We start from the raw sequence: 23,698 nt of genomic DNA, 5'->3' as shown, positions 1-23,698 counted from the left end.
GTTACTAGCGAGTCGTGATCAATCAGCTGTGGCGGGCGCGTTCCTCATAGTCTCGACGCCGTTCGGTGTCAACGTCGTCGAGAAAGACCGTTTCGCCGCCGAGCACTCGGGCCAACCACTCGCCGAAGCCACGCGGCAAGAATTTCTGCGTCGCCGCGAGGCCGCCGGCGAGCTTGGTCACCCGGACGCGCGGCCGAGGCTTGCCGACCAAGCGGACGATCGCCGCGGCAATGTCTTCGGGCTCAGCGTTTCTGATGCCGCGGATGCCTTTGGTGCCGGCGGTCAGCTCGGTGTTGACGAAGGACGGCATCACAATCGAGAACGCGACACCGGTGTTGCGGTGCTCGACGCGGGCGGCATCGGTGAATCCCACCACCGCGAACTTGCTGGCGCAGTAGGTGGCCATTCCTGAGCCGTAGATCTCGCCGGCCAGCGACGCCACGTTGATGATATGGCCGTGGTTCCGGCGCAGCATACGCTGCGCGGCGAGCTTCGAGCCGATGATCACGCCCATCACGTTGATGTCGATGATGCGCCGGGTCATAGCGTCGGACTCGTCGACCAGCCGGCCGACCGGCATGATTCCGGCGTTGTTGACCAAGACGTCGATCGGTCCGAGCTTTTGTTCGACCTGGTCGAGAAATGCCGCGAAAGAATCCCGGTCGGTGACGTCGAGCTTGCTGTAGAACGCTAGATCGACCTCGTCGGCGGCGTTCTTGACGGCGACGTCGTCGATGTCTCCGATGGCGACCTTCGCGCCCAGATTGTGCAAGGCGGTCGCCGTCGCCAGCCCGATACCCCGCGCACCGCCGGTGATGACAACGACTTTGCCGCGCACCGCTGCTACCCGATCTGCCATCGAAACTCCTTCATACGGTGCCGGTACGAATCCCGCCCGCGGCGCCTGCCAGTTCCAGGGCGAGGGCGGTGACGCGGTCCGGCGCGTCCAGGTGGGGACAGTGCCCGATGCCGTCCAGCAACTCGAGTCGACTCGCTGGATTGGCGGCGTGCAGGTGCTTGCTGGCCGCGACCGCGACGAGCTTGTCCCGGGTGCCGTGCACGAACACGGTGGGATAGCTGATGTCATGTGCGGTGGCGACCACCGCGACCTCGAACATCAGCGGGCCGCCGAGGACGGCGAGATCGCGTCGTACCTGCCGCGAGCTGAGTTGGTCGGTAAGCAGGGCGACTGTGGCGGCGTCGGCGAGCCGGTAGTCGCCGTAAAGGAGTCGGGCGCCGACGATGTTCGCGCCGCGCCCGAGGATCCCACGTGGCAGCGGGAGGCCGGCCAGTCCGGCCAGTGTCCGGCCTCGGCGGATCATCCCGGCCTTCATCAGCGGCGTCCACTGGTCGGTGGCGGTGGCCAAGGCAACCAGCCCGCAGACCGGCAGATCGGATTCGGTGTCGAGCAATCGCACGGCGCTGCTCGCGCCGAGCGAGTTTGCCACCAGCACAACGGGAGTGCCAGCTCCGTGCGTGGTCACCACGGCCCGCAGAAACGTCACCAGCTGTGGCAGGAACGGACCCGGCGAGGGTGGGTCGGCCTCGCCGAAGCCGGGCAGGTCGACCGCGATGGCCGCCTGCCCGGCCGCGGCGCACCGCTCCAGAATGGGACGCCAACACGGCGCGGGATGGCCGAATCCGTGCACCAGAACCAGCGTCGGCCCCGCTCCGTCGACATACAGCTCGCGGGTACCGACACCGGCGTAGGTTGCGCGCCGTTCGCCGATCATTCGGTGGTGGCCCAGTGATCCAATTGCGCGGGCAGCTTGTCCAACAGCCAGGGGCCGTCGGTCTCGACGACATCCTTGGTGGTCCAGCCTTGCAGCAGCGACACCGCGCCACCCTGCACCGCGAGGACCTTGCCGGTCAACGGGCAGTCTTCGGAGGCGAGGTACACCACGACCGGGGCGATGTTGGCCGGGCTGAAGGCATCGAACTCGCCCTCGGGAACTTCTTCCAAGAACATCGCGCTCATGCCCGGGGTAGCCAGGGTGAGGCGGGTACGCGCCACCGGGGCGATCGCGTTCACCCGCACGCCGTAGCGCTCGAGTTCCAGTGCGGCCACCTCGGTGAGGGCAGCGATACCGGCCTTGGCCGCACCGTAGTTGGCCTGCCCCGCGTTGGGCATGAACGTGCCCGATGCCGACGCGGTGTTGACCACCGCGGCCTTGACCTCTTTACCGGCCTTGACCTGATCCTTCCAGTAGGCCGCGGCATGATGGAGCACCGAGAAATGACCCTTGAGGTGCACCGCGATCACCGAGTCCCACTGTGACTCGTCCATGCCCGCGATGAACGCGTCGCGCAGGATTCCCGCGTTGTTCACCACGACGTCCAGGCCGCCGAATTCGGAGATGGCTTGGTCGACAAGACCTTTCGCCCCGCTCCAGGTGGCGATGTTGTCGGTGTTGGCCACGGCCTTGCCGCCGGCGGCGATGATCTCGTCGACCACCTGCTGAGCCGGCCCGGCGTCCGTGCCGCTGCCGTCGTTGCTGCCACCGAGGTCATTGACGACCACGCTGGCACCTTCCTTGGCGAAGAGCAGCGCATGTTCGCGACCGATACCGCGCCCGGCGCCGGTGATGACGGCGACGCGATTCTCCATTGAACCCATTGTGTTTTCCTTCAGTTCAGTCGGGGCTGACGAGCCGGTCAGACGATCAGCGCGGTCAGGTTGTCCAGGGAGGCTTCGAGCTCCTTGGTGGAGGCCCGCTCGATCGCACCGCCGATGGCGCCGACCATCATCTGGCTGATGAACTCCGCGTCGAGCGTCGCGATCGACGCGTCGTCACCCTTGGGTTCGACAGTCAGCGTGAAGGCGATCTTGGCGCCTGCCATGCCGGTGCCCGAGAACTTGGTGGTGTTCGGCGCGTCGTACTCGTCGACGGTGAAGGTGATCGTGTTGGCCATGCCCATGATGGTGAGGACTTCGGCCATCGTTGCACCCTTGGACAGCTGCGCGGGCGGTGCTTCCTTCCACTTGGTGTGCAAGGTCAGCCACTCCTCGAACCGGTTCGGGTCGGAGAGTACCGCCCACACCTTTTCCTGCGGTGCCGCAAACTCTCGGGTTACGTTCGATGATGCCATTTTCCTACTCCCTGTTCGTGATTGATTTTGTGGGACAGTCTGTTTCAGCGCTGGGCTGGCCGGTAGGCGGTGACGACGGCGGCGCCACCGAGACCGATGTTGTGGGCGAGTGCAACTTGCGCGTTCGGCACCTGGCGGGCGTCGGCCTGGCCTCGCAGCTGCCACGTCATCTCGGCGCACTGCGCGAGCCCGGTCGCGCCGAGGGGGTGGCCCTTGGAGATGAGCCCGCCGGACGGGTTGACCACCCAGCGGCCGCCGTAGGTGGTGTCGCCGGCGTCCACCAGTTTGTGGCCCTCACCTTCGGCGCACAGGCCCAGCGCCTCGTAGGTGAGCAGTTCGTTGGGGGCGAAACAGTCATGCAGCTCGATCACGTCGACGTCGTCGGGGGCGATACCGGCCTGCTCGTAGACGTTGCGGGCCGCGGTGGCACTCATGTCGTACCCGACGAGCGCACGGGCGGTTTTCGCGGAGAATGTCGACTCGGTGTCGGTGACCAGCGACTGGCCCACGATTTCCACCGCGCGATCCGCGAGATCATGCTCCTCGACGAATCGCTCGCTGGCCAGAACCGCAGCGCCGGAGCCGTCCGACGTGGGCGAGCACATCAGCCGCGTCATCTGCAGCGGCTCGTAGACCATCTTCGCGGACTGGATCTCCTCCAGCGTGTACACATCCTGGAACTGGGCATACGGGTTGTTTGCCGAGTGCCGGTGGTTCTTCTCGGCGATCTTGGCGTAGTGCTCCGGGGTGGAGCCGAATTGCTCCATGTGCTCGGCACCCGCGGCGCCGAACATCCAGGGCGCCACCGGCATTGCGAAGTCCCGCAACTGCGCGAGCGCCTCGATGTGGCGTAGCAGCGGCTGCTCCCGGTCGCTGAAGCCGGCGTCGAGTGAGCCGCTCTGCATCTTCTCGAACCCGATCGCCAGCGCGCAGTCGGCCAGCCCGCCGCGAATGGCCCGTGCGGCCAGGTACAACGCCGACGACCCGGTGGAGCAGTTGTTGTTCACGTTGACCACGGGGATGCCGGTCATGCCGAGTTCGTAGATGGCCCGCTCGCCCGAGGTCGAGTCACCGTAGACGTATCCCGCGGCGGCCTCCTGGATCTGGCCGTACTCGATCCCGGCGTCCTCCAGTGCCTTGGTGCCGGATTCCTTCGCCATCGCCGGGTAGTCCCAGCCCTCGCGGCGGCCCGGCTTCTCGAACTTCGTCATGCCGACGCCGACGACAAATACCCTGTTAGACATAGTGTTCACTCCTTGAATTCGGCGAGACCGTCGGTGATGACGAGCTTGTCGGGCTTCTCATCGCCCGCGGTCTCATAGGCGTACACGCCGTCTTTCTTGCGCCAGATCCGGCTGGTGATGGTCTCTTTCGGCCGGCCCGGCTTCGACAGACGCACCGCCAGCCGCTTCAACCGGGCGGGATCTTCGGGGCAGATGTTGGTGATCAAGGCGTGCGAGGTGAAGGCGATGGTGCACAACCCGTGGATGATGATCCCGGGAAGGCCCATGGCCTTGGCGAATTCGTCGTCCAGGTGGATCGGCATCGGGTCGCCGGCAGGCTCGCTGTACCGGAAGGTCTGGTCCTCGTCGAACTGCTGGACCACGGTGAAGTCCGGGTCGCGCTCACGCAGTGACTCGTCGAACGCGTGATCCGGTGCGGGAACGCCGAGAGAGCGGCCGAATTGGCCGCCGCGGAAGAACCCGATGAAGTACTGCTCGTTGACCAGATCGCCGCGGTTGCTGCGAGTTTCCATCAGCGTGGTCACCACCACCCCGGAAGACTTGCCCTCGATACCGATCGGCTTGGCCCGAACGGTCAGCACCTCGCCGGGTTCGATCGGGCGGTGGAACCGGAAGTCATGCTCGCCATGCAGGATTCGCAGCATCAGCTCGTCCGGGACCACAGACATGGTGGCGTCGGCCATCATCACCATGGCCGGCACGACCGCAAACACCGGCGGCGCGTACGTGCCGTCCAAGTGCTGGGCGATCGGGTCGTTGGTGGCCTTGGCGTAAGCGATCGTGCGCTCCGCCTCAACCTTGAACTCCTGCTCTTCGCCCCATACATCGAGGCGGTCGAGGTTGTATCCCTCGTTGTCGGCCACTGGTGAACTCCTGTGCGGATCTTCGGGCGAGTTGTCGCGTTCGACGCTATGGAGCGGGACTGAGCTCCGGCGATGACCAAACCTCTCGCCCCGTTGACCGAAACGCTCACGCTTTTCACCGGTGGCCGGATCCGGTTGCTACGGTCGGCGTCATGTCCGCCGATTCTGGGTACACGATCGCGATTCGGCGCGTGCAGGACATGGTCGAGCTCGGGAGACGCCTGAATTTGGACGTCAAGACCCTGCTTACCGAGGCGGGCATCGAGCCGATGCTGCTCGACGAGGGGCGGTCCCGTGTCACGACGGCCCAGGCCTCCACGTTGATTCGACACGTGTGGCAGGTCACCGACGACGAGCTGCTCGGGCTGGGTTTGCAGCCTGTGCCGCGCGGCACCTTTCGCCTGGTGTGCTTCGGTCTGCTCAGCGCCGCCGACGTGCGCATTGCCCTGGGCCGGTTCGAAAGCTTCAACAAGTCACTGCCGGGGGTTCCGCCGGTGACACTGTCCGAGGACGCGGGAGTCGCCCGACTGTCGTTCGACATAAGCGCGGTGCCCCAGCCGGTGGGCCTGGCCATCGACACCATGCTGGCCGTCATGCACCGCTTCATCGGCTGGGCGATTCGTCGCAGGGTGGCCCTGCGGGGTGTCGAGGTGCCGTACCCAGCGGATCCCGGACTTGACGACTACGACCTGCTGTTCGGTGCGCCCGTGCGGTTCTCGGCGCCGGCGCCGGCGCTGGTGTTCGACGCCGAGGTGCTCTCCGCACCGATCGTGCGCAACGAGCAGGAGTTGATGGACTTCCTTCGGGACTCTCCTGCGGGGGTGCTCGAACGACGTGACTATGGGGTCTCGCTGACCAGCCACGTGCGGCGCATCCTGCAACGCGGGCTCGGCGGCGACTGGCCAAGCGTCGATGACATCGCGGCCGAACTGGCCGTGAGTCCGCAGACCCTTCGGCGCAAGCTGCGCGAGGAGAACACCTCGGCTCGCGACATCCGGGAAGAGATCCTGCGTGACGCCGCGATCGCCAGCCTGGTGCGCGGCGACGAAACCGTCGCGGCCCTGTCCCGCCGGCTCGGCTTCTCCGAACCCAGCGCGTTCTCCCGAGCCTTCCGGCGTTGGACCGGTAGCGCGCCGGGCTCATATCAGCGCTGAACGCGCGCCTTGGCACCGCGAGCGATCCGGTCAACGAGGTGATCGCCGCGGTCATTGGTGGCGGTCCACCAGACCCATAGCGTCGAAGCAGGAGTCATTACAGAACAGAGGAGTTCAACCGTGGCCTTGCACCGATCAGCATGGATGGACAAGGACCTGGACGCGCTGACCGATCTCGCGCGCCGGTTCTACGAGAAGGAATGCACCCCGAACGAGGAGCGATGGGGCGCCCAGCAGCACACCGACCGCGAGGTCTGGAAAAAGGCCGGTGACCTCGGACTGCTGTGCCCGAGCATCCCCGAGGAGTACGGCGGCGGCGGCGGCACCTTCGCCCATGACGCAGTGATCGCGATCGAGCAGATGCGTGCCCTGGCACCGAGTTTCGGTGGCCCGCTGCACAGCACCATCGTCGCCCACTACATCAGCAGCTATGGCACCGAAGAGCAGAAGCAGGCCTGGCTGCCGAAGATGGCCAGCGGCGAAGCCATCGGCGCCATCGCCATGACCGAGCCGGGCACCGGCTCGGATCTGCAGAGCATCAAGACCAAGGCCGTCAAGGACGGTGACGACTATGTGATCAACGGGTCCAAGACGTTCATCTCCAACGGCTACCTGGCGGATCTGGTGATCGTGGCCGCCAAGACCAATCCCGAGAGCAACGGCGTGGACAGCACCTCGCTCATTGTGGTGGAGACGGATCGCGACGGCTTCCGGCGCGGCCGCAATCTGGAGAAGATCGGCCAGCACGGCCAGGACACCGTCGAGCTGTTCTTCGACGACGTCCGGGTTCCCCAGTCCAACCTGGTGGGCACCGCCGAAGGGCTGGGCTTCATCCAGCTGATGCAGCAGCTGCCCCAGGAGCGGCTCTTCCTCGGCGTGATCGCCGCTGCCGTGATCGAGAAGACCGTCGAGCTCACTGTCGCCTACACCAAGGAGCGGGAAGCGTTCGGCAAACCGATCTTCAAGTTCCAGAACACCCAGTTCGTGCTCGCCGAGTGCGACACCATCAAGAGCGTCGCGTGGAGCTTCGTCGATGACTGCATCGCCAAGCACCTGGTGGGCGAATTGGACGTGCCGACCGTGGCCAAGGCCAAGTGGTGGCTCGCCGACCAGCAGTGCAAGGTCGCCGACGAATGTCTCCAGTTGTTCGGTGGCTACGGCTACATGACCGAGTACCCGATCTCTCGGGTGTTCGCCGACTCCCGTATCCAGAAGATCTACGGGGGCACCAACGAGATCATGAAGATGATCATCGGAAAGAGCCTGTGACCATGGGTCCGCTGCACGGTGTCAAGGTCGTCGAGATGGCAGGGCTGGCGCCGGCCCCGTTCGGTGCCATGATCCTCGCCGACCTGGGCGCCGAGGTGGTCCGGGTCGACCGGGGCGGCGCTCCCGGCGCCGGGTTGGTGCCGCCCGACGGACCGCTGGACCGCGGCAAGCACACCATCCGGCTCGACCTCAAAGAACCCGCAGACCGCGAGACCCTCTTTGGGCTCGTTGACGCTGCGGACGTGTTTATCGAGGGCTTCCGTCCCGGTGTCGCCGAACGGCTCGGAATCGGTCCGGACGACCTGATGTCGCGCAACCCGCGGCTGCTGTACGGACGGATGACCGGCTATGGGCAGGACGGGCCGCTGGCCCCTCTCGCCGGCCACGACATCAACTACATCGCCATCTCCGGGGCGCTCGATCTCGTCGGCCGCGCCGGGGAGCGTCCGCTACCGCCGGCCAACATCATCGGCGACTTCGCCGGCGGCGGAATGCTTCTCGCACTCGGTGTGCTCGGCGGGCTCTACGAGCGCGAACGCTCCGGCCTTGGGCAGGTGATCGACGCGGCGATGGTCGACGGTTCGGCGCTGCTCACCGCATTCATGCACGGCATGCACCACAACGGGCTGTGGAACCAGCCGCGTGGGCAGAACCTGCTCGACGGTGGCGCTCCGTTCTACGACACCTACGAGTGCGCCGATGGCAAATACGTGGCAGTCGGCTGTGTCGAGCACCCGTTCTATCTGCAGCTGCTGGACGGACTCGGCATCGATGATCCGGAGCTGCCGTTCCAGCTCGACAGCACCCGCTGGGATGAACTGCGCGACGTCATCGGCGCCGCGTTCAAGGAACGCACCCGTGACGAATGGGCGGCGGCGTTCGCTGAATCGGACGCCTGCGTCGTGCCCGTGCTGAGCCCGTGGGAGGCACACGAGCATCCGCACAACCAGGCCCGGGACGCCTTCATCGAGGTCGATGGAGTGCGTCAGCCTGCACCGGCACCGCGATTCAGTCGAACACCGGCAGCGCCACCGAAGCCGCTGTCCGCCGGCCCGGAAGAGATTCGGAATCTGTTGTCCCGCTGGAAGGTCGGCGGGGCGCTCAGCCCTCCCGCAGTAGGTTGATCACCGCGCTGAAGTCCTGCGCGCCGTGTTCGGCGGCGAAGTCGGCGTAGATCGCCGCGGCGTGGCTGCCGAGCGGGGCAGCTGACCCGGTCGAGGCAACCGCGTCCATCGCCAGGCCCAGGTCCTTGTTCATCAGCGCGGTGGCGAAACCCGGCTCGAAGTTCCGGTTGGCCGGGGAGGTGGGCACCGGTCCCGGAACCGGGCAGTTGGTGTGCAGCGCCCAGCAGTTTCCGGTGGCCCCGGTCATCACGTCGAACAGGGCCTGGTCGGCCAGCCCGAGTTTTTCGGCCAGCACGAACGCCTCGGCGACGGCCACCTGCTGGACGGCCAGCACCATGTTGTTGCAGATCTTGGCGGCCTGGCCGGCGCCCGCCCCGCCGCAGTGGATGATCTTGGCGGCCATCGGCTCCAACACCGCCTGGGCACGCGCCACCGCGGCCTGATCGCCGCCCACCATGAACGCCAGGCGTCCGGCGACCGCCCCGGTGACCCCGCCGGACACCGGCGCGTCGAGCTGGTCGAACCCGTGTGAGCCGGCCAGCGCGTGTACCTCGCGGGCGTCGGCCACCGAGATCGTGGAGCTGTCGATGAACAGGGTGTCCGGCCGGGCGCTGGTGAGGATCTCGGCGTAACAGCGCTTCACCGCCTCCCCGTGCGGAAGCATGGTGACCACCGCGTCGGCGCCGGCCACCGCCTCGGCGGCACTCGGGTGGATGCTCACGCCGTGCTGTTCGGCGGCCGCCGCGGCCGCCGGCGCCGGGTCGAAGCCGCGCACGGTGTGCCCGGCGGCGACCAGGTTCGCCGACATCGGCCCACCCATGTGGCCCAGGCCGAGAAACGCGACCGTGCGGATGTCCGCCATGTGTCTCCTTCGCGGGGTTACTGGCCGGAGCGGACGCGGGCAGCCTCGGCCCGGCCGATCACCAGCCGCATGATCTCGTTGGTGCCCTCCAGGATGCGGTGCACCCGCAGATCCCGGACGATTTTCTCCAGACCGTATTCGCGCAGATACCCGTACCCGCCGTGCAGTTGCAGCGCCTGGTCGGCGACGTCGAAGCAGGCGTCGGTGACGTAGCGTTTGGCCATCGCGCACAGCTCCACCTTGTCGCCGGCGTTGTCATCCAGCGCGGTCGCCGCGCGCCAGAGCAGCAGCCGCGAGGTCTCCAGTGCGGTGGCCATGTCGGCGAGGGTGAACCTGATGGTCGGCTCGTCGAGCAGCGCCTTGCCGAATGCCGTCCGGTCGGCCAGGTAACGGCCGGTCTTGTCGAACGCGGCCTGGCCACCCCCCAACGAGCAGGCCGCGATGTTGATCCGGCCGCCGTTGAGGCCGCTCATCGCGATGGTGAAGCCGTTGCCCTCGCCCTCCGGACCGCCGAGCATCGCCTCGGCGGGCACCCGTACACCGTCGAGAATCACCTGTGCGGTCGGCTGGGAGTTCCAGCCCATCTTCTGCTCGGCGGCACCGAAACTCAGTCCCGGCGTGTCCTTTTCGATGATGAACGTGGAGATACCCCGGGGGCCGGGTTTGCTTTCCGGGTCGCCGGTGCGCGCCATCACCACATACACGTCCGAGACTCCGGCGCCGGAGATGAACTGCTTGACGCCGTCGAGTACGTAGTAGTCTCCCTGCCGCACCGCACGGGTGCTCAACGCGCTGGCGTCCGATCCGGCGCCGGGCTCGGTGAGGCAGTAGCTGGCGACGACCTCCATCGACGCCAACCTGGGTACCCAGCTCTTGCGCTGATCTTCGGTGCCGTAGGTGTCGATCATCCAGGCGCACATGTTGTGGATCGACAGGTAGGCGGCGATCACCGGGTCGGCGATCGCCAACTGCTCGAAGATACGCACCCCGTCCAGGCGGCGCAGCCCGGACCCGCCGACGTCGTCGCGGCAGTAGATCGCCGCCATGCCCAGCTCGGCCGCCTCCCGCATCACGTCGACCGGAAAGTGGTGGGTGGCATCCCATTCCAGCGCATACGGGGCAAGGCGCTTGTCGGCGAACGCCGCCGCGGTGTCGACGATCACCCGTTCTTCGTCGTCCAAGGTCGTGTTCATCCGGGGGTCCCTATTCCATTGTGGGGATGTGGAATTCGGCGCCGTCCTTGATACCCGACGGCCAGCGCTGGGTGACGGTCTTGACCTTGGTGTAGAAGGTGATGGACGCCGTGCCGTGCTGGTTGAGGTCGCCGAAACCGGACCGCTTCCAGCCGCCGAAGGTGTGATAGGCCACCGGCACCGGGATCGGCACGTTGACCCCGACCATGCCGACCTGCACCCGGGAGGTGAAGTCGCGGGCGGTGTCGCCGTCGCGGGTGAAGATCGCCACCCCGTTGCCGTACTCGTGTTCTGACGGCAATGCCAGTGCCTCTTCGTAGTTCGAGGCTCTGACCATGCACAGCACCGGGCCGAAGATCTCGTCGGTGTAGATCGACATCTCGGTGGTGACGTGGTCGAAGAGCGTCGGCCCGGCGAAGAAGCCGCCGGTCAGGTCCGCGTCACCGAACTGGGTGTCGTCGCTGGCCCGTTCACGGCCGTCGATCACCAGTTCGGCACCGGCGGCCACGCCTTGGCCGATGTAGTCGTTGACGCGCTCGAGGGCGGCCCGGGTGACCAGTGGACCGTAGTCGGCCTTGGGGTCCAGGCTGTGGCCGACCCGCAGGTTGTTGATCCGCTCGGTCAGCCGGGCCCGCAGCCGCTCGGCGGTCTGCTCGCCGACGGGCACCGCCACACTGATGGCCATGCAGCGCTCGCCGGCGCTGCCGTAGCCGGCGCCGATCAGTGCGTCGACGGCCTGGTCCAGGTCGGCGTCGGGCATCACGATCATGTGGTTCTTGGCTCCGCCGAAGCACTGGGCGCGTTTGCCGTTGGCGGTGGCCGTCGAGTAGATGTACTGCGCGATGTCGGAGCTGCCGACGAAGCCGATCGCAGCGACGCCCGGGTGGTGCAGCAGCGCGTCGACGGCTTCCTTGTCGCCGTGCACCACCTGCAGTACCCCCGGCGGCAGCCCGGCCTCGACGAACAGCTCGGCGAGGCGCACCGGCACTGACGGGTCGCGCTCGGACGGTTTGAGGATGAACGCATTGCCGCAGGCCAGCGCCGGGCCGGCCTGCCACAGCGGGATCATCGCGGGGAAGTTGAACGGGGTGATCCCGGCGACCACGCCCAGCGGCTGGCGCAGCGAGTACACGTCGATGCCCGGCCCGGCGCCCTCGGTGTGCTCGCCCTTGAGCAGGTGCGGGATGCCGACGCAGAACTCGATAACCTCGATGCCGCGCTGGATGTCGCCGCGGGCGTCGTCGAGGGTCTTGCCGTGCTCGCGGGAGAGCAGCTCGGCCAGCTCGTCGACGTTTCTGTTGACCAGGTCGATGAAACGCATCATCACCCGGGCCCGGCGCTGCGGGTTGTAGGCGGCCCAATCGCGCTGGGCCTGCGCTGCCGAGGTGACGGCGGCGTCGACGTCGGCGGAGTTGGCCAGCGGCAGGGTCGCCTGCACCTCGCCGGTGTTGGGGTCGAAAACGTCGGTGCTGCGCTGCGATGTGCCGGAGACTCGGCGGCCATCGACGAAGTGCGGAATCTGTGTGCTCATGCGGCCATCCCGTGAAGGTTTTCAGTGGTGAGCCGGATCGGCCCAACCCCGAGAATACTAGGACATCCTAGTAATCGCGAGAGGGGGTGCCGGACGAGGTTCGCGCCCCGCCGCGCCCCGAGTCGGCCCGCTCCGTCAGATTTCGATTACCGCTGCAATCGAATTCTGGGTATCGCCGTAATGGCTTCTTTGCGCGCCGATTCCGACTCTCGGATTTCATCTGTCGGCTATTCTTTGATTTGAAACCCGACGCTGACAAAGGGGCACGGTATGGGGCGACTGGGGATTATCTGCATGGTGATATTGACGGTCGCCTGGGGTGTGGCCGACTCGGGGGCGTCGGCTGAGCCCGACGCGGCCGGCGGCTACATCGCGATCCCGGATGTGATCGCCGGTACCAGTCCGGATCGCTTGGGTACCTGGGAAGTTCATTATCAACGCCTGGCCGGGGGTGACGAGAACATCGCGGCGTCCATCAACGAGGTGATCGACGCGGAGGCTCGCGGGCAGGTCGCGACGTACGAACCCAGCGCGAGCAAGACCGTCCCCTGGACGTTCAATTCCACCGGCACCTTGTCATTTCGCCCGATCACCGTCTCTGAGCTTTTCGTCGGCGAATACAACGCCGATCAGCCGAATATGCCTTTTCACGCGGTAGCCACCCGGGTATTCGACAAACGCAGCGGCATCCTCATCACCTGGGACAATCTGTTCCTCGACAGATCGGCCGGCCTGGCCCGGCTGGCCGAGCAGACCAAACAGATCCTGCCCACCGTCTACGCGGCGCCCAGGCAGGGCACCTGGCAGTTCGGCAACGAGGTGGCGCCGCTCGACATCAACTTCAAGTACTGGATCCCCACCGCCGAGGGCATCGAGCTGCACTTCCCGGACTACCAGTTCGGCCGCGGCCTTGCGGTGATCACCGTGCCCTGGCCGCGGGTGGCCGACCTGATCGCCCCGGAGTTCGCGGCGATCACCGGGTAGGCCGCGCCACCCGCGGGGTGAAGCTGCCGTGGAAGGTGAGCGGTAGGTGATGCCGCAGCCGGCCGGTGTAGACCGGCCCGGCGTCGACGTGCTTGGCGTCCAACACCGTCAGGGCGGCGCGGTTGTTCACCCCGTCCTGGGTGGCCACCAGCAGCCAGCCGTCGTCCTCGTCGGTGGTGCCGGGGCGGGCGGCGAAAACGGCCTCGTGCGGCTGGTGGCCGTACGGGAACTGGTGGGCGACCACCGCACCGGTGGTGTTGTCCACCTTGGCCACCGTATCCGGGTAGGTGCTGCCCTCGCTGGACGCCGCCAGATAGGTGTAGCGGTTCGGCCGGCCGGTCCGGAAGATGTTGAACGACGGGAACTCTCCCCGGACATCGGTTATCGGCTCGTGAATGACCTTGTCGGATTTGGTGATCCGCAGCCGCAGCAGGGTGCCGCCGTAGGAACCGATCTCACTCGCCCGGTCCGTGCTCAGGCTGGAGAGCTGGCCGTTGAGCTCCTCCCACGTCGAGTCGTAGTGCACCAGCTCCACGATGGTGTCGGTGCCGTCCTCGTAGGTGTTGGCCAGGTGCAGGTGCAGCAGTGGATCGGTGTGCAGCACTCGGGGTTTGCCGCCGTCGCGTGGCACCAGGCCGATCATGGTCCCGCGCGAGGCGTCGTACTCGATGGCGTCGATGAAGTTGAGCAGCCCGAATCCGGCGCCCATCAGCTTGGACGTCGGGAAGATCAGCGGCGGAATCGCGAACACCATGTGCTTGCTGGTCAGGCCCATGTCGTGGTTGAACATCGCAAACGGCAGGTTCAGCTGACCCAGCCGGTGCAACTTGCCCGCGCGGTCGACGCGGTAACAGATCAGTTTGGGGAACGGCACCATCGCCAGGCCGAAGTTGAACATCTCCTTGGTGTCCGGGTCCCATTTGGGGTGTGCGGAGAACGCGCCCAGCCATTTCAGCTCGCCGCCGAAGTTGTGGACACCGACGGTGTCGAGCGTGTCGGGATTGAGCTCGGTGGGCGGGCCGCCTTCCCACAGCGCCAGCAGCTTGCCGGCGTGCATCACCACGCTGGTGTTGGCCACGTTGGCCGGGAACCGCAGGGCATTGGTCAGTACCCCGCCCGGCCGCATGGTTCCCAGCGCGCGGTAGGGCGCACCCCGGGAGGTCAGCGATTTGCGGTAGTGCTTGGTCCGCACATACCGGTTGCGGTAGTGCACCGACCCGTCGGCGATGGAGAACAGCGACAGCATCCCGTCGCCGTCGAACAGGTGACCCAGTGCCTGCCCGCCGGCGTCGAGTTTCCCGGCCCCGTTGCGGTACAGGGTGCCCTGCAGCTCCTCGGGCAGTTCACCGTCGTAGTCGTCGATGGTGTAGTCGTATTCTTCGTAAAGCGGGGTGTACGCGGCGAAGTCGGCGCCGGCGGTGTTCGGGTTGGTCACAATCGGTCCTATCTGTTGGGGTGACTCGCGGCGGGGTGAACCCGCAGCGTGCAGGACAGTCCGGGCAGATGCGGGTCGAACTCCAGCGGCATCGCGGAATCCTTGTCGAACACCTTCTCGCAGGCGGCCTTGCAGGCCATCAGACAAGAATGCTCCTGCGCCACGCCCGCCTCGGTGGCGGTGTGCATGGCGCATTCAGGGATCTCGTAGATCAGGGTGCCGTCGGGCTCGACGCCGGTCCGCTGGATCGGACCGACCAGGAACGTCGCCACCGACACTCCGGCGTCCATGACACCCGGATACAGGCCGCGCGGAACCAGGCCGACCGTGCCGAAGGCCGGCAGCAGGAACCGCAGCCACCGGCGCAGCCGGCTCGCCACGGCGTCGGAAACCAATTGCTCGACATCGTCTCGCGGCAGTACCGCCACCAACCCGGTGATGGCCCACTCCAGTTCTCGGACGAACTGCCCGTAGCGGCGCCGCCACGACTCGCGGGCAGACAGCCGGGCCCCGCGGCGGACGCGCGTGGCGCTCACCGCTTTCCACCCGGAATCCACCGCCTGGCGATCGTCGGCCACCTGCCGCAGCATCGGCAGCAGCACCGACTCCGGGATGTCACCCACCCGGGCCAGCATGGAGCGCATGATCCAGTCATCGCGCAGGGCAGTGATTCTGCTGCTCATGGCAACTCGACTTTCGCGGCCTTCCACTGACCGTCGATCCGCTGCATCGTCATGATGATGCGGCTGCGGTCCACGCGTGGATCCGGCACGTCGGTGTTGGTCACGGTCTGGTCGACGAACAACAGCACCACCACCTGGTCCCTGGTCGCCGACTTGATCGCGGAGTCGATGACGACGCCGTGTCCCGTCGCCTTGCGCGCGATCAGCATCTGGCGCAGTTGACTGCTGGACTGACGGTACATGTCGTGGAACTCGCCGGTGGAGCCTTCGAGCACGGCGGCGAAGTTCGCGTCCAGGTTGTTGCTGTCCACGGAGGTCAAGGTGGCGGCGTAGTCCTGCGCCGCCTGCCGGGCCGCCGCGCCCGCGACCTGGATGTCACGATCGCTCTTGTTCTGCCACGCCAGGCAGCCGCATAATGCCGCGAGCGTGACGACCAGCAGGGTCAAGGCGCCGGTTGTCAGGTGCGGCAACCGCTTTCGCGATGCCGGCACGGTCGTGTCGTCGGCATCGCCGGGCGGCACTCCGAGAACCTCGGGTTCGGTCAGCAACTGGGTGTCGGGCATGTCATCTCCTTGTCAGTTCCACGGGATGCCCTGGCGGTGCGGCTCGGACTCCGGCGGCATCACCGGCCCGCCGTAGGGGAGTGGAATCGTGTGCGGGCCGACGGGGGTGGGGTCGGTGCGGCGCAGCGGATCCCATCCCGGTGGGGGACCGGCGGTGTCGTCGCCGGGTGGGCGGGGCGCGTTGCGGGCGCCGCGGATCAGTAACCCGGGGTCATCGTTGAGGCAGTACGTGTACAGGTAGGGCTCCGGGTAGTTGGGGATGAACGGCACGTCGCGCGGGTGCGCGTAGTCGCACATGTACCGCGGGTAGATGTCGGCGATCGCCCAGATGCCGCCGCCGTGCATCAGGCTGGCGACACCATCGAGCAGCGGCGGCCGATCGTCGCGGAACAACTGCTGCAAGGCCGGTACCCGGACGTAGGACAGTTGCGCGACGGTGGTCAGATTTCCTAACAGCTGCACCATGGTTTCGGAGTTGTCGTCGATCACCTGGTCGAGGGTGGCCAGCACTTTCGGGGTCTCGTCCAGCAGGTGGCGCAACCCGGCGTCCTTGCCGCCGACACCGGCCAGCGTGGCGCCCAGATTGTCGGCGATAGAACGCATTCCGTTCGAAGAATCTTCGAAGATCTTGAAGACGGGGCGGGTCCCGCGCAGCAGCGTCATGGTCTGCGGCAGCACCCCGTCCAAGGTGGAGATGAGCAGTTGGCTACCGGTGAGCAGCCGGCGCAGCTTCGCAGGACCCTCGTCACTGACCCCGAGTTCGTCGAGGACACCCTTGAGCTGACCCGGATCGGTCTGCGCCAGCAGGCCGTCGATATTGCCCAACAGCCGCCAGATCGGGATCGGGGTCGTGGTGTGGGCGCGGTCCATCACCGTCCCGTGGGACAGCAGCGGGCCGGCGGCGTCGGTGGGTTCGAAGTTGAGGTACTGCTCACCGGCCGGCGACAGGCCTGACACCCGGGCGATCGTGCCGTCGCGCGGAATCCGGGCGTGTGCGTCGATGCGGGCGAGGGCGCGCACGCCGTCTCCGGTGAAGTCGACCGAGGCCACCCGGCCGATCGGCACCCCCCGCAGGGTGACGTCCTGGTTGGCCAGCAGCCCGCCGGATTCGTCCAATTGCACCGCCACCGTGATCTGATCGGCGAACGGGTTGTCGCGCAACGCACCGAACAGCAGATAGGCCACCCCGACGACCACGAGTGCGATCTGCGCGATACCGGATATCAGCAGTCGGTGCGCCACCCCGGAGCGGACCGCCCGGAGGATCAGCGCGGCGATCGGTTCGACCAGATTCATTGGTGTGGCCCCCAGATCCGGCCGCGATCGGTTCCCCACACCCGATCTCCCAACTGGGTGATGACGTAGCGCAACGATCCCACCAGGTTGTCCCAGTCGGCCCACTTGGGGCCGTGGAACTCGGGATCCCCCAGGTGGTTCTTGTCCGGGATGTGACCGAGCGCCAACTGCTGCAGGTCGACATCGGAGTGAGCTGCGTTGGCGCTGAACAGCTTCAGCGTCGGCGGCAGGATCCGCACGAAGTTGTCCATGGCGACCTGGGGATCCACCGCCGTCTCGTTGAAGGCGCGGGACAGTTCGTTCATGTCGCGAATCAGGCTGCGGGTGTCGACGCCGGCGATCGACGGGAACCGTTGCAGTTGCGCAGTGACCGCGCCCATCTGGTTCAGCAGCGCCACGATGGTGGCGGTGTGGTCGGCGATGATGCTCAGGGCCGGCGCCGACGACGTCAGCACATCGTTGATCGAGTCCCGCTGGCTGTTCAGCGTGTCGGCCAGCGCAGTGGTCTGCTGCATCACCGCGCGGATGTCGTCGGTGCGTGCCGACATCGTGGTCACCAGCGCGCGTGATTCCCGGATCATCGCGGCCAGGCCCTCGCCGTCGTGCCCCACGGCCGCGCCCACCCCGTTGAGAACTCGGGTCAGGTTGCCGATCACGCCGCCGTTGACCAGCATCGACGTCGAGGCCAGCACCTCTTCGACGGTGGCGGCGGCCAGCGTCGAGGAGATCGGGATGCTGTCGCCGTCATGCAGAACCGCCGCGTCGGCGGCGGGTGCGGGCGGCCGCAACGCGACGAAGATGTCGCCGAGGGGAGTGGCCGACCGCAGCTCGGCGGTGGTGCCGGCGGGCAGCCGGACCTCGGCGAGAACTCGCATGTCGACCACGGCGGTGTAGTCCTTGGCCGTCATCGACACCACCTCGCCCACATCGGCGCCGCCGAGGCGGACCTTGGCTCGGTCCGGCAGGTTGAGGGCGTTGGAGAAGACCGCGTTGAGGCGGTAGCTGTCGCCGCCGATTCCGGGTGCGGGCAACGGCAGTTGTTCCACTCCGACCGAACATCCCGCGAGCACCAGTACCGCCGCGGCAAGCGGCACCCCGCAGAGTCGACGTCTCATTGGCCCAACCTCGTCATCGCTTCCAGCACGGACGTGACGCCGAAGTCCGGGCCGAGGTCGCGGATGGTGCCGGTGCGGCAGCCCAATTGCCGCAGCCCCAGGATGTTGCAGACCTCTTTGGTCATCGAACTGTCGAAGAACACCGAATCGAAGTGCGCACCCACTCGCAGCATCCCGTTGTCGGTGTCCATCGCGTTGACCACGTTGTCGATCGCCAGCGGAGCGACGTCGAAGACTTCCGAGAGTTCACGGCGGTAGTCCACCAGGGCCTTGGTGAGGGCATTGCTGCTGCGCAGTGTCGCCGTCAGGTTCTCACCGTTGTCGGTCAGCAGGGTGTTGAGCTGTTGGAGCACCTGGTTGAGCGAGCGCCCGGTATCGCCGCGTCCGACCCCTTCTTGGGCGGCGATGTCACTGAGCGCTCGGATGTCGGCGCCGAACTCGCGCACCACGTCCTGGTTTCGGGCTGCCGCGTCGGTGAGCCTGCTCAGATTCGTGATGATGGTGGTGATGTTCTGGCGGGTTGCCTGCCCGTCGTCGTCCCCGGTGCGCAGCGCTTCCGAGAGCTGGCCGAGGGCCGTCTTGATCTGCTGTCCGCTGCCGGTGGTGATATCCGATGTCGCGGTGAGGATATCGGCCATCGGGCCGTTGCCGTGTCCGTCGCCGCCCAGTGCGGTGCCCAGCTTGTCCACCATCTTGAGCACCCGGTCGAATTCGATCGGGGTCTTGGTCCGATCCAGGCGCAACAGGGCGCCATCGGCAAGGGCCGGTCCGCCGGAGTACGGCGGGGTGAGTTCGACGTGGCGGTCGGTGAGGATCGACGTTCCCACTGTCACCGCCTGGACATCGGCGGGCAGCTGGATCCTCGGGTCGATCTCCAGGACGACTTCGACGTAGTCGCCCTTGGGATTGATCGAGGCCACGCGACCCACCGGCATGCCGAGCACCGCGACACTGTTGCCGGTGTAGAGGCCGATGACGTTGTCGAACTGGGCGGTGATGGTGCGCTGCTCGGTGCTGACCACCGGCCGCAGCGTGTATCCGGCGCCGAGCACCGCGGCCGCGGCGGCCACGATGGCGGCGACGATGATGGTCCGCTTGGTCATTCGCAGTCCTTGAGATACTGGTAGCGCTCCGGCCATTTGTATTGCTCGGCGCGGCCGCTGATCGCACACATCCAGGAATCCACCAGCAGGCCGCCGGGCAGGGCGAAGTCCAGGAAGGGGCCGGACCCGGTGGCGTTGGCCACGTTTCGCATGGACAGCGGCATCGCCTGGAACAGGTTGCGGAGCAGGTCGTCGTGGTCGCCCACCATCGCGGTGACTTGGCGGATGTCGCCGAGGAGCTGGTCGAGTTGGGCGTGGTTGCCGACGGTGATGTCGCGGGCGGTGCCGACCAGGGTGGTCGCGGCGTCCATCAGCCGCAGGACGGCGTCACGTCGCGCCACGACTTCGCCGAACAGCTGTTGGCCCTGGCTGACCAGGGCGGCCAGGTCGGTCTGCTGGCCGCCCAGGATGTCGGCGATCTCGGCGGTGCTGCGCAGCAGCCCGGCGATCTGGCCGCGGCGGTCGGCGATGACTTGGGAGAGGTTCTGCACGTTGCTCAGCGCGTCGGGCAGGATCGACGGGACGTCGCGCAGCTGGGTGGACACCAGTTGCATCGACTGGGCGAACCGCTGGGCGTCGACTTCTTCGAATGTGTTGGTCGAGTCCTGCAACAGCCGTTGCAGGTCGTAGGGAACACTGGTGTGTGCCAAGGGGATTCGATGCTCGTCGAGGGTCCCTTCACCGGCCGGCTTCAGTTCGACGTAGCGGGCGCCCAGGACGGTGGTCAGCTTGATCGCCGCCCGGGTCTGCGAACCCAGGACCACATCGTGCCGGATCTTCATCGACACCACCACGTGGTCACCGGCCAGCTCGGCGCCCTCGACCGTGCCGATCGGTACGCCGGCGATGCTGACCTCGTCGCCGGAGCGGATACTGGCCGCCTGCAGAAAATCGGCGTAATACGTTGTCTTCCCAAGGTGCAGCGTCGTCAGCAGTGTCGTCGCGGCGATCACCGCGGTCAGCGTCAGCACCGCCATGGCGCCCAGCCAGGCCTGGCTGCGGTCCTCGAGGACCCGTTTCCTGTTGTGTGTGCCGGCCACGGTGATCACCTGCACTGCGCCGAGTATTTGCGCCAACCGCCGGGGGTCGCCGCGTTGATGATGCTGGGCACGATCGGTTTGAGGAAGTTGAACAGGGTGAAGTTGAAATCGCAGGCCTGCGCACTCATCGCGGTGCTGTCACCGGTGATCCTCGCCAGCCCCTTGAGCACCGCGGGCAGGTTGGCCCCCATGGTGGCCCACTGATCCTCGCGGGCGATCATGGTCGCCAGGAGCCCGGGCTGGCGGTCGAGCATGTCTTCCAGGTCGGGGCGCACCGCGGCGAGAATCCCGGAAAGACGGCCGACCACCGTGGAAATGGAACCCGCAGCCGAGATCAGTTCGTCGCGATGCACATTGAGCCCGGCGACGACCGCGCGCACCTGCGTCAAGGTGGTCTGCAGCGCGGCACCCTGGCCGGCCAGGTTCTGGGTGACCGCGTTCAGGCTGGTGATCAGTTGACCCAGCAGATCGTCGGGACCGGCCAGGGACTGCGCCAGCCGGGAGGTCTCGCCGATAAGTACCGCAAGCGAATTCGAGTCGCCTTGCAGCGCCTTGATCAGCGCGTTGGACAGGTTGCCCCGATTATCCGGATCCAGCAGGGTGAACAGCGGTTCGAATCCGTTGAGCAGGTAGGTCACGTCGAACGACGGTTCGGTGCGTTCCTCCGGGATGGTGGCGCCGTCGGGCAGCTTCTCCGGACGGCCGAAGTCGGCCAGCGTCAACCCGATGTAGCGCTGCCCGATGATGTTCTGGTACACCACGGACGCCTTGGTGTTGCCGTAGACCGGCTGGTCGCGTTGGATCCGGAACCGCACCCTGGCGTGGTCGCGGTCCAGGTCCACCGAGTCCACCCGGCCCACCCGGACCCCGGCCATCCGGACATCGGAGCCCGGCCGCAGCCCGGTGACATCGGTGAACACTGCGGTGTAGCTGTTGGTGGGGCCGATCACGTCGCGGCGCAGGGTGACCAGGATGGTCCAGGTGAGCGAGAAGCACACCACCAGGAACATGATCAGCCAGGCCAGCTGGCGCCGGTGGGCGGTCATGGTGCGCCGCCCAGCTCGAAAGTCGGTTCTGGCGGCGGGTTTCCGGCCGGCGCCAGCAGTACCTGGTCGGCGGCATTGCTGGGCAGGGTGATGCCCGGCGGTGGTACGTAGGCGCGGGGGTCGGGAATCCCGTGGGTGTCGACCACCGGGGTGGTCTCGGGTGCGGTCTCGCAACTGGGGCCGCGCAACTGGCCGTAGACGGGGCAATCGCTGCGGGTATAGAGCCGAAGCGGGGCCAGCGCGACCACCAGCTTGAAGGTGAAGCTCAGCTTGGTGCCGGTACGGGTCCACAGCTCGTCGAAGAACGTGTTGACCACGTTGTCGATGCCCAATGCGATCGCCGGAAACTTGCCTGAGCTGTCGGCCAGCACACCGACGACCGGGGTCAGCTGGGTGCCGATGGCCACCAACTCATCGGTGTGGTTGTCCATCGCGGTGCGCACGGTGCCGACGGTGTTCTGCGCTCCGGTCAACAGATTGTGCAGGGCCGCTTGCTTTTCGGCGACGGTGCGCATCGGCACCACGGCATTGTGCAGCGAGTCCAGCAGTTCGGGTGCGGTGCCGCGCAGCGCCGCGATGGCGGATTCCCATGTTCCCAGCGTGGACGGCGCACCGTCCTCGATGCTGAGATCGTTCATCTCGGCCACGATGCGGTTGAGCCCCTGGGCCGCCGAGCTCAGTGCCGGTCCCTGGCCCGCGGTGGCGTCCGCCAGCACCCGGATCATGCCCAGGGTCTGATCGTTGCCGGGACGGGTGACCGCCGTGATGAGCTCACGCAGCTTGGCCAGGGTGTTCTGGAACAGCTGGGTCGCCAGGGTCTGGTCCTCGGTGATGATGTCGCCGCTGCGCAGCACCGACGCCGGCCCGTTGTCCACCAGCTGTACCGATGACACCGCAAACGCGTTGCTCGGGACGATGCGCGCGGTCACGGTGTTCGGGATACCCTGCGCCCGCTGGGGTTTGAGGTCGATATGTACCACGTTGGGTGCGTCGCCCTCGGCGGGTATCACGTCGCGGACCATCCCGACCAGCACGCCGCGGAACTTCACATCGGACTTGGGGGGCAGGCCGTCGCCGACGCTGCGCAGTACCGCGGTGACTTGGACACGCGGGTCCAGCTTGCCCTGTGATTTCTCCACCAGCAGCCAGCCGGTCAGCACGCACACCAGGGCAAAGGCGATTCCGCTCGCCACCAGAGCCGGCGTGGACGGGCCCCGGCCGTCGAAATCGAATCGGTTCGGCATCTACCCGCCCAGCCGTCCGCCGGCGTCGATGCCCCAAAAAGCCATGGTGAGAAGCATGTTGACGCTGACCATGATGGTGATGCTCGCGCGCATCGCCCGGCCGGCCGCGATGCCGACACCGCGCGGTCCGCCGGTGGCGTAGAAGCCGTAGTAACACTGCAGGGTAGACATGACGGCGACGAATATCGCGACCTTGAGCACCGCGAAGAACATGTCGCGCGCGGCCAGCATCAACCCGAAGTAGTGCAGGTAGGTGCCCGACGCCTGCCCGCTGACCAAGAAGATCACGAACTGGCACACCAGGAAGTTCAGGCACAGGCAGACGACGAACAACGGCACCACGGCCAGCGCCGAGGCGAGCACCCGGGTGGTCACCAGGTAGGGGATGGGCCGGATGGCCAGCGACTCCAGCGCGTCGATCTCCTCGGAGATGCGCATCGCGCCCAACTGTGCGGTGAAGCGGCAGCCGGCTTGGATCGCGAAGCTGAGTGCCGCCATCATCGGCGCGATTTCGCGCACAGTGGCCAGCGCGGTGATCAACCCGGTCGCCGGACCCAGGCCGAGGAGATTGAGGGCGTTGTAGCCCTCGATCGCGACCACAGCCCCGCCGGCGGCGCCGTTGAGCAGCACCACTCCCGCGGTGCCGCCGCCGACGACGATGGACCCGTTGCCCCATGTCACGTCCGACAGCAGCCGGAAGAACTCCCGTGGATAGCGGCGCAGCACCAGCGGAATGCCGGCCAGTGTCCGGAAGAAGAACGCCACCATGTGCCCGATCCGCGCCGCCTGCTGGACCGGCACATCCGCGACGGCGAGGACGGGACGAACACCGGTGGGCAGGAATGTGGTGGCCGTCATG

23 protein-coding genes are annotated in these 23,698 nt (G+C 66.9%); 4 read left to right on the top strand and 19 right to left on the bottom strand.

The genetic code is table 11. The features are described from left to right. Window positions 1-22: 22 nt before the first annotated feature. Genes AWC16_RS01735 through AWC16_RS01710 form a run of 6 tightly spaced genes read right to left on the bottom strand, consistent with a single transcriptional unit; the run spans window position 23 to window position 5,197 of the window. On the bottom strand, window positions 23-859 hold the full coding sequence (locus tag AWC16_RS01735) for an SDR family oxidoreductase (protein ID WP_085263096.1): 837 nt from the start codon (window positions 857-859) through the stop codon (window positions 23-25). Window positions 860-869: 10 nt separating this feature from the next. Then, window positions 870-1,733, bottom strand: coding sequence for an alpha/beta fold hydrolase (locus AWC16_RS01730; RefSeq protein WP_085263095.1), 864 nt, complete (start codon window positions 1,731-1,733; stop codon window positions 870-872). Continuing rightward, window positions 1,730-2,617 carry an SDR family oxidoreductase gene (locus tag AWC16_RS01725; protein WP_085263094.1) on the bottom strand — a complete coding sequence of 296 codons (888 nt, stop codon included), beginning with the start codon at window positions 2,615-2,617 and terminating at the stop codon, window positions 1,730-1,732. Before AWC16_RS01725 ends, AWC16_RS01730 begins: the two co-directional genes overlap by 4 nt. Before the next feature lie 38 nt (window positions 2,618-2,655). Beyond that, complete coding sequence (locus AWC16_RS01720; protein WP_085263093.1) at window positions 2,656-3,090, bottom strand: type II toxin-antitoxin system Rv0910 family toxin; 435 nt, start codon at window positions 3,088-3,090, stop codon at window positions 2,656-2,658. 44 nt (window positions 3,091-3,134) lie between these two features. Then, window positions 3,135-4,334, bottom strand: coding sequence for a lipid-transfer protein (locus AWC16_RS01715; RefSeq protein ID WP_085263092.1), 1,200 nt, complete (start codon window positions 4,332-4,334; stop codon window positions 3,135-3,137). Window positions 4,335-4,339: 5 nt separating this feature from the next. Then, window positions 4,340-5,197, bottom strand: a complete 858-nt coding sequence (locus AWC16_RS01710; protein WP_085263091.1) for a MaoC/PaaZ C-terminal domain-containing protein — start codon at window positions 5,195-5,197, stop codon at window positions 4,340-4,342. Window positions 5,198-5,349: 152 nt separating this feature from the next. On the opposite strand from AWC16_RS01710, the gene AWC16_RS01705 reads away from it, so the two are divergent. The 3 genes from AWC16_RS01705 to AWC16_RS01695 all read left to right on the top strand — a co-directional run bounded on the left by AWC16_RS01705 (window position 5,350) and on the right by AWC16_RS01695 (window position 8,744). After that, complete coding sequence (locus AWC16_RS01705) at window positions 5,350-6,351, top strand: AraC family transcriptional regulator (protein WP_085263090.1); 1,002 nt, start codon at window positions 5,350-5,352, stop codon at window positions 6,349-6,351. Between the two features lie 144 nt (window positions 6,352-6,495). Then, complete coding sequence (locus tag AWC16_RS01700) at window positions 6,496-7,620, top strand: acyl-CoA dehydrogenase family protein (protein WP_085263089.1); 1,125 nt, start codon at window positions 6,496-6,498, stop codon at window positions 7,618-7,620. Between the two features lie 2 nt (window positions 7,621-7,622). After that, window positions 7,623-8,744: a CaiB/BaiF CoA transferase family protein gene (locus tag AWC16_RS01695; RefSeq protein WP_109561235.1), complete on the top strand. Its 1,122-nt coding sequence runs from the start codon at window positions 7,623-7,625 to the stop codon at window positions 8,742-8,744. Here the strand turns inward: AWC16_RS01695 and mmsB are convergent. The 3 genes from mmsB to AWC16_RS01680 are packed head-to-tail and all read right to left on the bottom strand — an operon-like array spanning window position 8,722 to window position 12,330. Continuing rightward, complete coding sequence (gene mmsB, locus AWC16_RS01690) at window positions 8,722-9,597, bottom strand: 3-hydroxyisobutyrate dehydrogenase (protein WP_109561248.1); 876 nt, start codon at window positions 9,595-9,597, stop codon at window positions 8,722-8,724. The genes AWC16_RS01695 and mmsB overlap by 23 nt on opposite strands. Window positions 9,598-9,623: 26 nt before the next feature. Next, window positions 9,624-10,799, bottom strand: coding sequence for an isobutyryl-CoA dehydrogenase (locus AWC16_RS01685; RefSeq protein WP_085263087.1), 1,176 nt, complete (start codon window positions 10,797-10,799; stop codon window positions 9,624-9,626). 10 nt (window positions 10,800-10,809) lie between these two features. Continuing rightward, window positions 10,810-12,330, bottom strand: a complete 1,521-nt coding sequence (locus tag AWC16_RS01680; protein ID WP_085263086.1) for a CoA-acylating methylmalonate-semialdehyde dehydrogenase — start codon at window positions 12,328-12,330, stop codon at window positions 10,810-10,812. Between the two features lie 294 nt (window positions 12,331-12,624). Here AWC16_RS01680 and AWC16_RS01675 point away from each other — a divergent pair, with 294 nt between their 5' ends. Further along, window positions 12,625-13,314, top strand: coding sequence for an RsiV family protein (locus AWC16_RS01675; protein ID WP_234812082.1), 690 nt, complete (start codon window positions 12,625-12,627; stop codon window positions 13,312-13,314). Here the strand turns inward: AWC16_RS01675 and AWC16_RS01670 are convergent. The 10 genes from AWC16_RS01670 to AWC16_RS01630 are packed head-to-tail and all read right to left on the bottom strand — an operon-like array spanning window position 13,304 to window position 23,697. Next, complete coding sequence (locus AWC16_RS01670) at window positions 13,304-14,749, bottom strand: carotenoid oxygenase family protein (protein ID WP_234812081.1); 1,446 nt, start codon at window positions 14,747-14,749, stop codon at window positions 13,304-13,306. The two genes, AWC16_RS01675 and AWC16_RS01670, sit on opposite strands and share 11 nt — an antisense overlap. Before the next feature lie 8 nt (window positions 14,750-14,757). Then, complete coding sequence (locus AWC16_RS24850; RefSeq protein ID WP_234812080.1) at window positions 14,758-15,432, bottom strand: hypothetical protein; 675 nt, start codon at window positions 15,430-15,432, stop codon at window positions 14,758-14,760. Next, on the bottom strand, window positions 15,429-15,995 hold the full coding sequence (locus AWC16_RS01665; protein ID WP_085263084.1) for a hypothetical protein: 567 nt from the start codon (window positions 15,993-15,995) through the stop codon (window positions 15,429-15,431). Before AWC16_RS01665 ends, AWC16_RS24850 begins: the two co-directional genes overlap by 4 nt. 12 nt (window positions 15,996-16,007) lie before the next feature. Continuing rightward, complete coding sequence (locus tag AWC16_RS01660; RefSeq protein ID WP_207572229.1) at window positions 16,008-17,291, bottom strand: MlaD family protein; 1,284 nt, start codon at window positions 17,289-17,291, stop codon at window positions 16,008-16,010. Beyond that, window positions 17,288-18,406: an MlaD family protein gene (locus AWC16_RS01655; RefSeq protein ID WP_085263083.1), complete on the bottom strand. Its 1,119-nt coding sequence runs from the start codon at window positions 18,404-18,406 to the stop codon at window positions 17,288-17,290. Before AWC16_RS01655 ends, AWC16_RS01660 begins: the two co-directional genes overlap by 4 nt. Continuing rightward, window positions 18,403-19,509 (bottom strand): MCE family protein, encoded by a 1,107-nt coding sequence (locus tag AWC16_RS01650; RefSeq protein ID WP_085263082.1) that lies wholly within the window; start codon window positions 19,507-19,509, stop codon window positions 18,403-18,405. The genes AWC16_RS01655 and AWC16_RS01650 overlap by 4 nt, the downstream gene beginning before the upstream one ends. After that, window positions 19,506-20,564: an MCE family protein gene (locus tag AWC16_RS01645; RefSeq protein WP_085263081.1), complete on the bottom strand. Its 1,059-nt coding sequence runs from the start codon at window positions 20,562-20,564 to the stop codon at window positions 19,506-19,508. Before AWC16_RS01645 ends, AWC16_RS01650 begins: the two co-directional genes overlap by 4 nt. Next, the gene (locus AWC16_RS01640; RefSeq protein WP_085263080.1) at window positions 20,555-21,595 is read right to left on the bottom strand and encodes an MCE family protein; all 1,041 of its coding nucleotides are present in this window, start codon (window positions 21,593-21,595) and stop codon (window positions 20,555-20,557) included. The genes AWC16_RS01645 and AWC16_RS01640 overlap by 10 nt, the downstream gene beginning before the upstream one ends. Next, the gene (locus AWC16_RS01635) at window positions 21,592-22,839 is read right to left on the bottom strand and encodes an MlaD family protein (RefSeq protein ID WP_085263079.1); all 1,248 of its coding nucleotides are present in this window, start codon (window positions 22,837-22,839) and stop codon (window positions 21,592-21,594) included. The genes AWC16_RS01640 and AWC16_RS01635 overlap by 4 nt, the downstream gene beginning before the upstream one ends. Next, window positions 22,840-23,697 (bottom strand): MlaE family ABC transporter permease, encoded by an 858-nt coding sequence (locus AWC16_RS01630; RefSeq protein ID WP_085263078.1) that lies wholly within the window; start codon window positions 23,695-23,697, stop codon window positions 22,840-22,842. Window position 23,698 lies beyond the last annotated feature (1 nt).

It is taken from the genome of Mycolicibacter longobardus, from assembly GCF_002102265.1.
In the GTDB taxonomy this organism is placed as follows: Bacteria; Actinomycetota; Actinomycetes; order Mycobacteriales; family Mycobacteriaceae; genus Mycobacterium; species Mycobacterium longobardum.
The sequence above is the reverse complement of the archived record's forward strand: the minus strand, read 5'-3'. Positions and strand labels throughout refer to the sequence as shown.

What these genes read in the sequence shown, in the direction of transcription:
- AWC16_RS01735 (WP_085263096.1), bottom strand. Translation starts at nt 859, where the DNA reads ATGGCAGATCGGGTAGCAGCGGTGCGCGGCAAAGTCGTTGTCATCACC.
- AWC16_RS01730 (WP_085263095.1), bottom strand. Translation starts at nt 1,733, where the DNA reads ATGATCGGCGAACGGCGCGCAACCTACGCCGGTGTCGGTACCCGCGAG.
- AWC16_RS01725 (WP_085263094.1), bottom strand. Translation starts at nt 2,617, where the DNA reads ATGGGTTCAATGGAGAATCGCGTCGCCGTCATCACCGGCGCCGGGCGC.
- AWC16_RS01720 (WP_085263093.1), bottom strand. Translation starts at nt 3,090, where the DNA reads ATGGCATCATCGAACGTAACCCGAGAGTTTGCGGCACCGCAGGAAAAG.
- AWC16_RS01715 (WP_085263092.1), bottom strand. Translation starts at nt 4,334, where the DNA reads ATGTCTAACAGGGTATTTGTCGTCGGCGTCGGCATGACGAAGTTCGAG.
- AWC16_RS01705 (WP_085263090.1), top strand. Translation starts at nt 5,350, where the DNA reads ATGTCCGCCGATTCTGGGTACACGATCGCGATTCGGCGCGTGCAGGAC.
- AWC16_RS01700 (WP_085263089.1), top strand. Translation starts at nt 6,496, where the DNA reads ATGGACAAGGACCTGGACGCGCTGACCGATCTCGCGCGCCGGTTCTAC.
- AWC16_RS01695 (WP_109561235.1), top strand. Translation starts at nt 7,623, where the DNA reads ATGGGTCCGCTGCACGGTGTCAAGGTCGTCGAGATGGCAGGGCTGGCG.
- AWC16_RS01685 (WP_085263087.1), bottom strand. Translation starts at nt 10,799, where the DNA reads ATGAACACGACCTTGGACGACGAAGAACGGGTGATCGTCGACACCGCG.
- AWC16_RS01680 (WP_085263086.1), bottom strand. Translation starts at nt 12,330, where the DNA reads ATGAGCACACAGATTCCGCACTTCGTCGATGGCCGCCGAGTCTCCGGC.
- AWC16_RS01675 (WP_234812082.1), top strand. Translation starts at nt 12,625, where the DNA reads ATGGTGATATTGACGGTCGCCTGGGGTGTGGCCGACTCGGGGGCGTCG.
- AWC16_RS24850 (WP_234812080.1), bottom strand. Translation starts at nt 15,432, where the DNA reads ATGAGCAGCAGAATCACTGCCCTGCGCGATGACTGGATCATGCGCTCC.
- AWC16_RS01665 (WP_085263084.1), bottom strand. Translation starts at nt 15,995, where the DNA reads ATGCCCGACACCCAGTTGCTGACCGAACCCGAGGTTCTCGGAGTGCCG.
- AWC16_RS01660 (WP_207572229.1), bottom strand. Translation starts at nt 17,291, where the DNA reads ATGAATCTGGTCGAACCGATCGCCGCGCTGATCCTCCGGGCGGTCCGC.
- AWC16_RS01655 (WP_085263083.1), bottom strand. Translation starts at nt 18,406, where the DNA reads ATGAGACGTCGACTCTGCGGGGTGCCGCTTGCCGCGGCGGTACTGGTG.
- AWC16_RS01650 (WP_085263082.1), bottom strand. Translation starts at nt 19,509, where the DNA reads ATGACCAAGCGGACCATCATCGTCGCCGCCATCGTGGCCGCCGCGGCC.
- AWC16_RS01640 (WP_085263080.1), bottom strand. Translation starts at nt 21,595, where the DNA reads ATGACCGCCCACCGGCGCCAGCTGGCCTGGCTGATCATGTTCCTGGTG.
- AWC16_RS01635 (WP_085263079.1), bottom strand. Translation starts at nt 22,839, where the DNA reads ATGCCGAACCGATTCGATTTCGACGGCCGGGGCCCGTCCACGCCGGCT.
- AWC16_RS01630 (WP_085263078.1), bottom strand. Translation starts at nt 23,697, where the DNA reads ATGACGGCCACCACATTCCTGCCCACCGGTGTTCGTCCCGTCCTCGCC.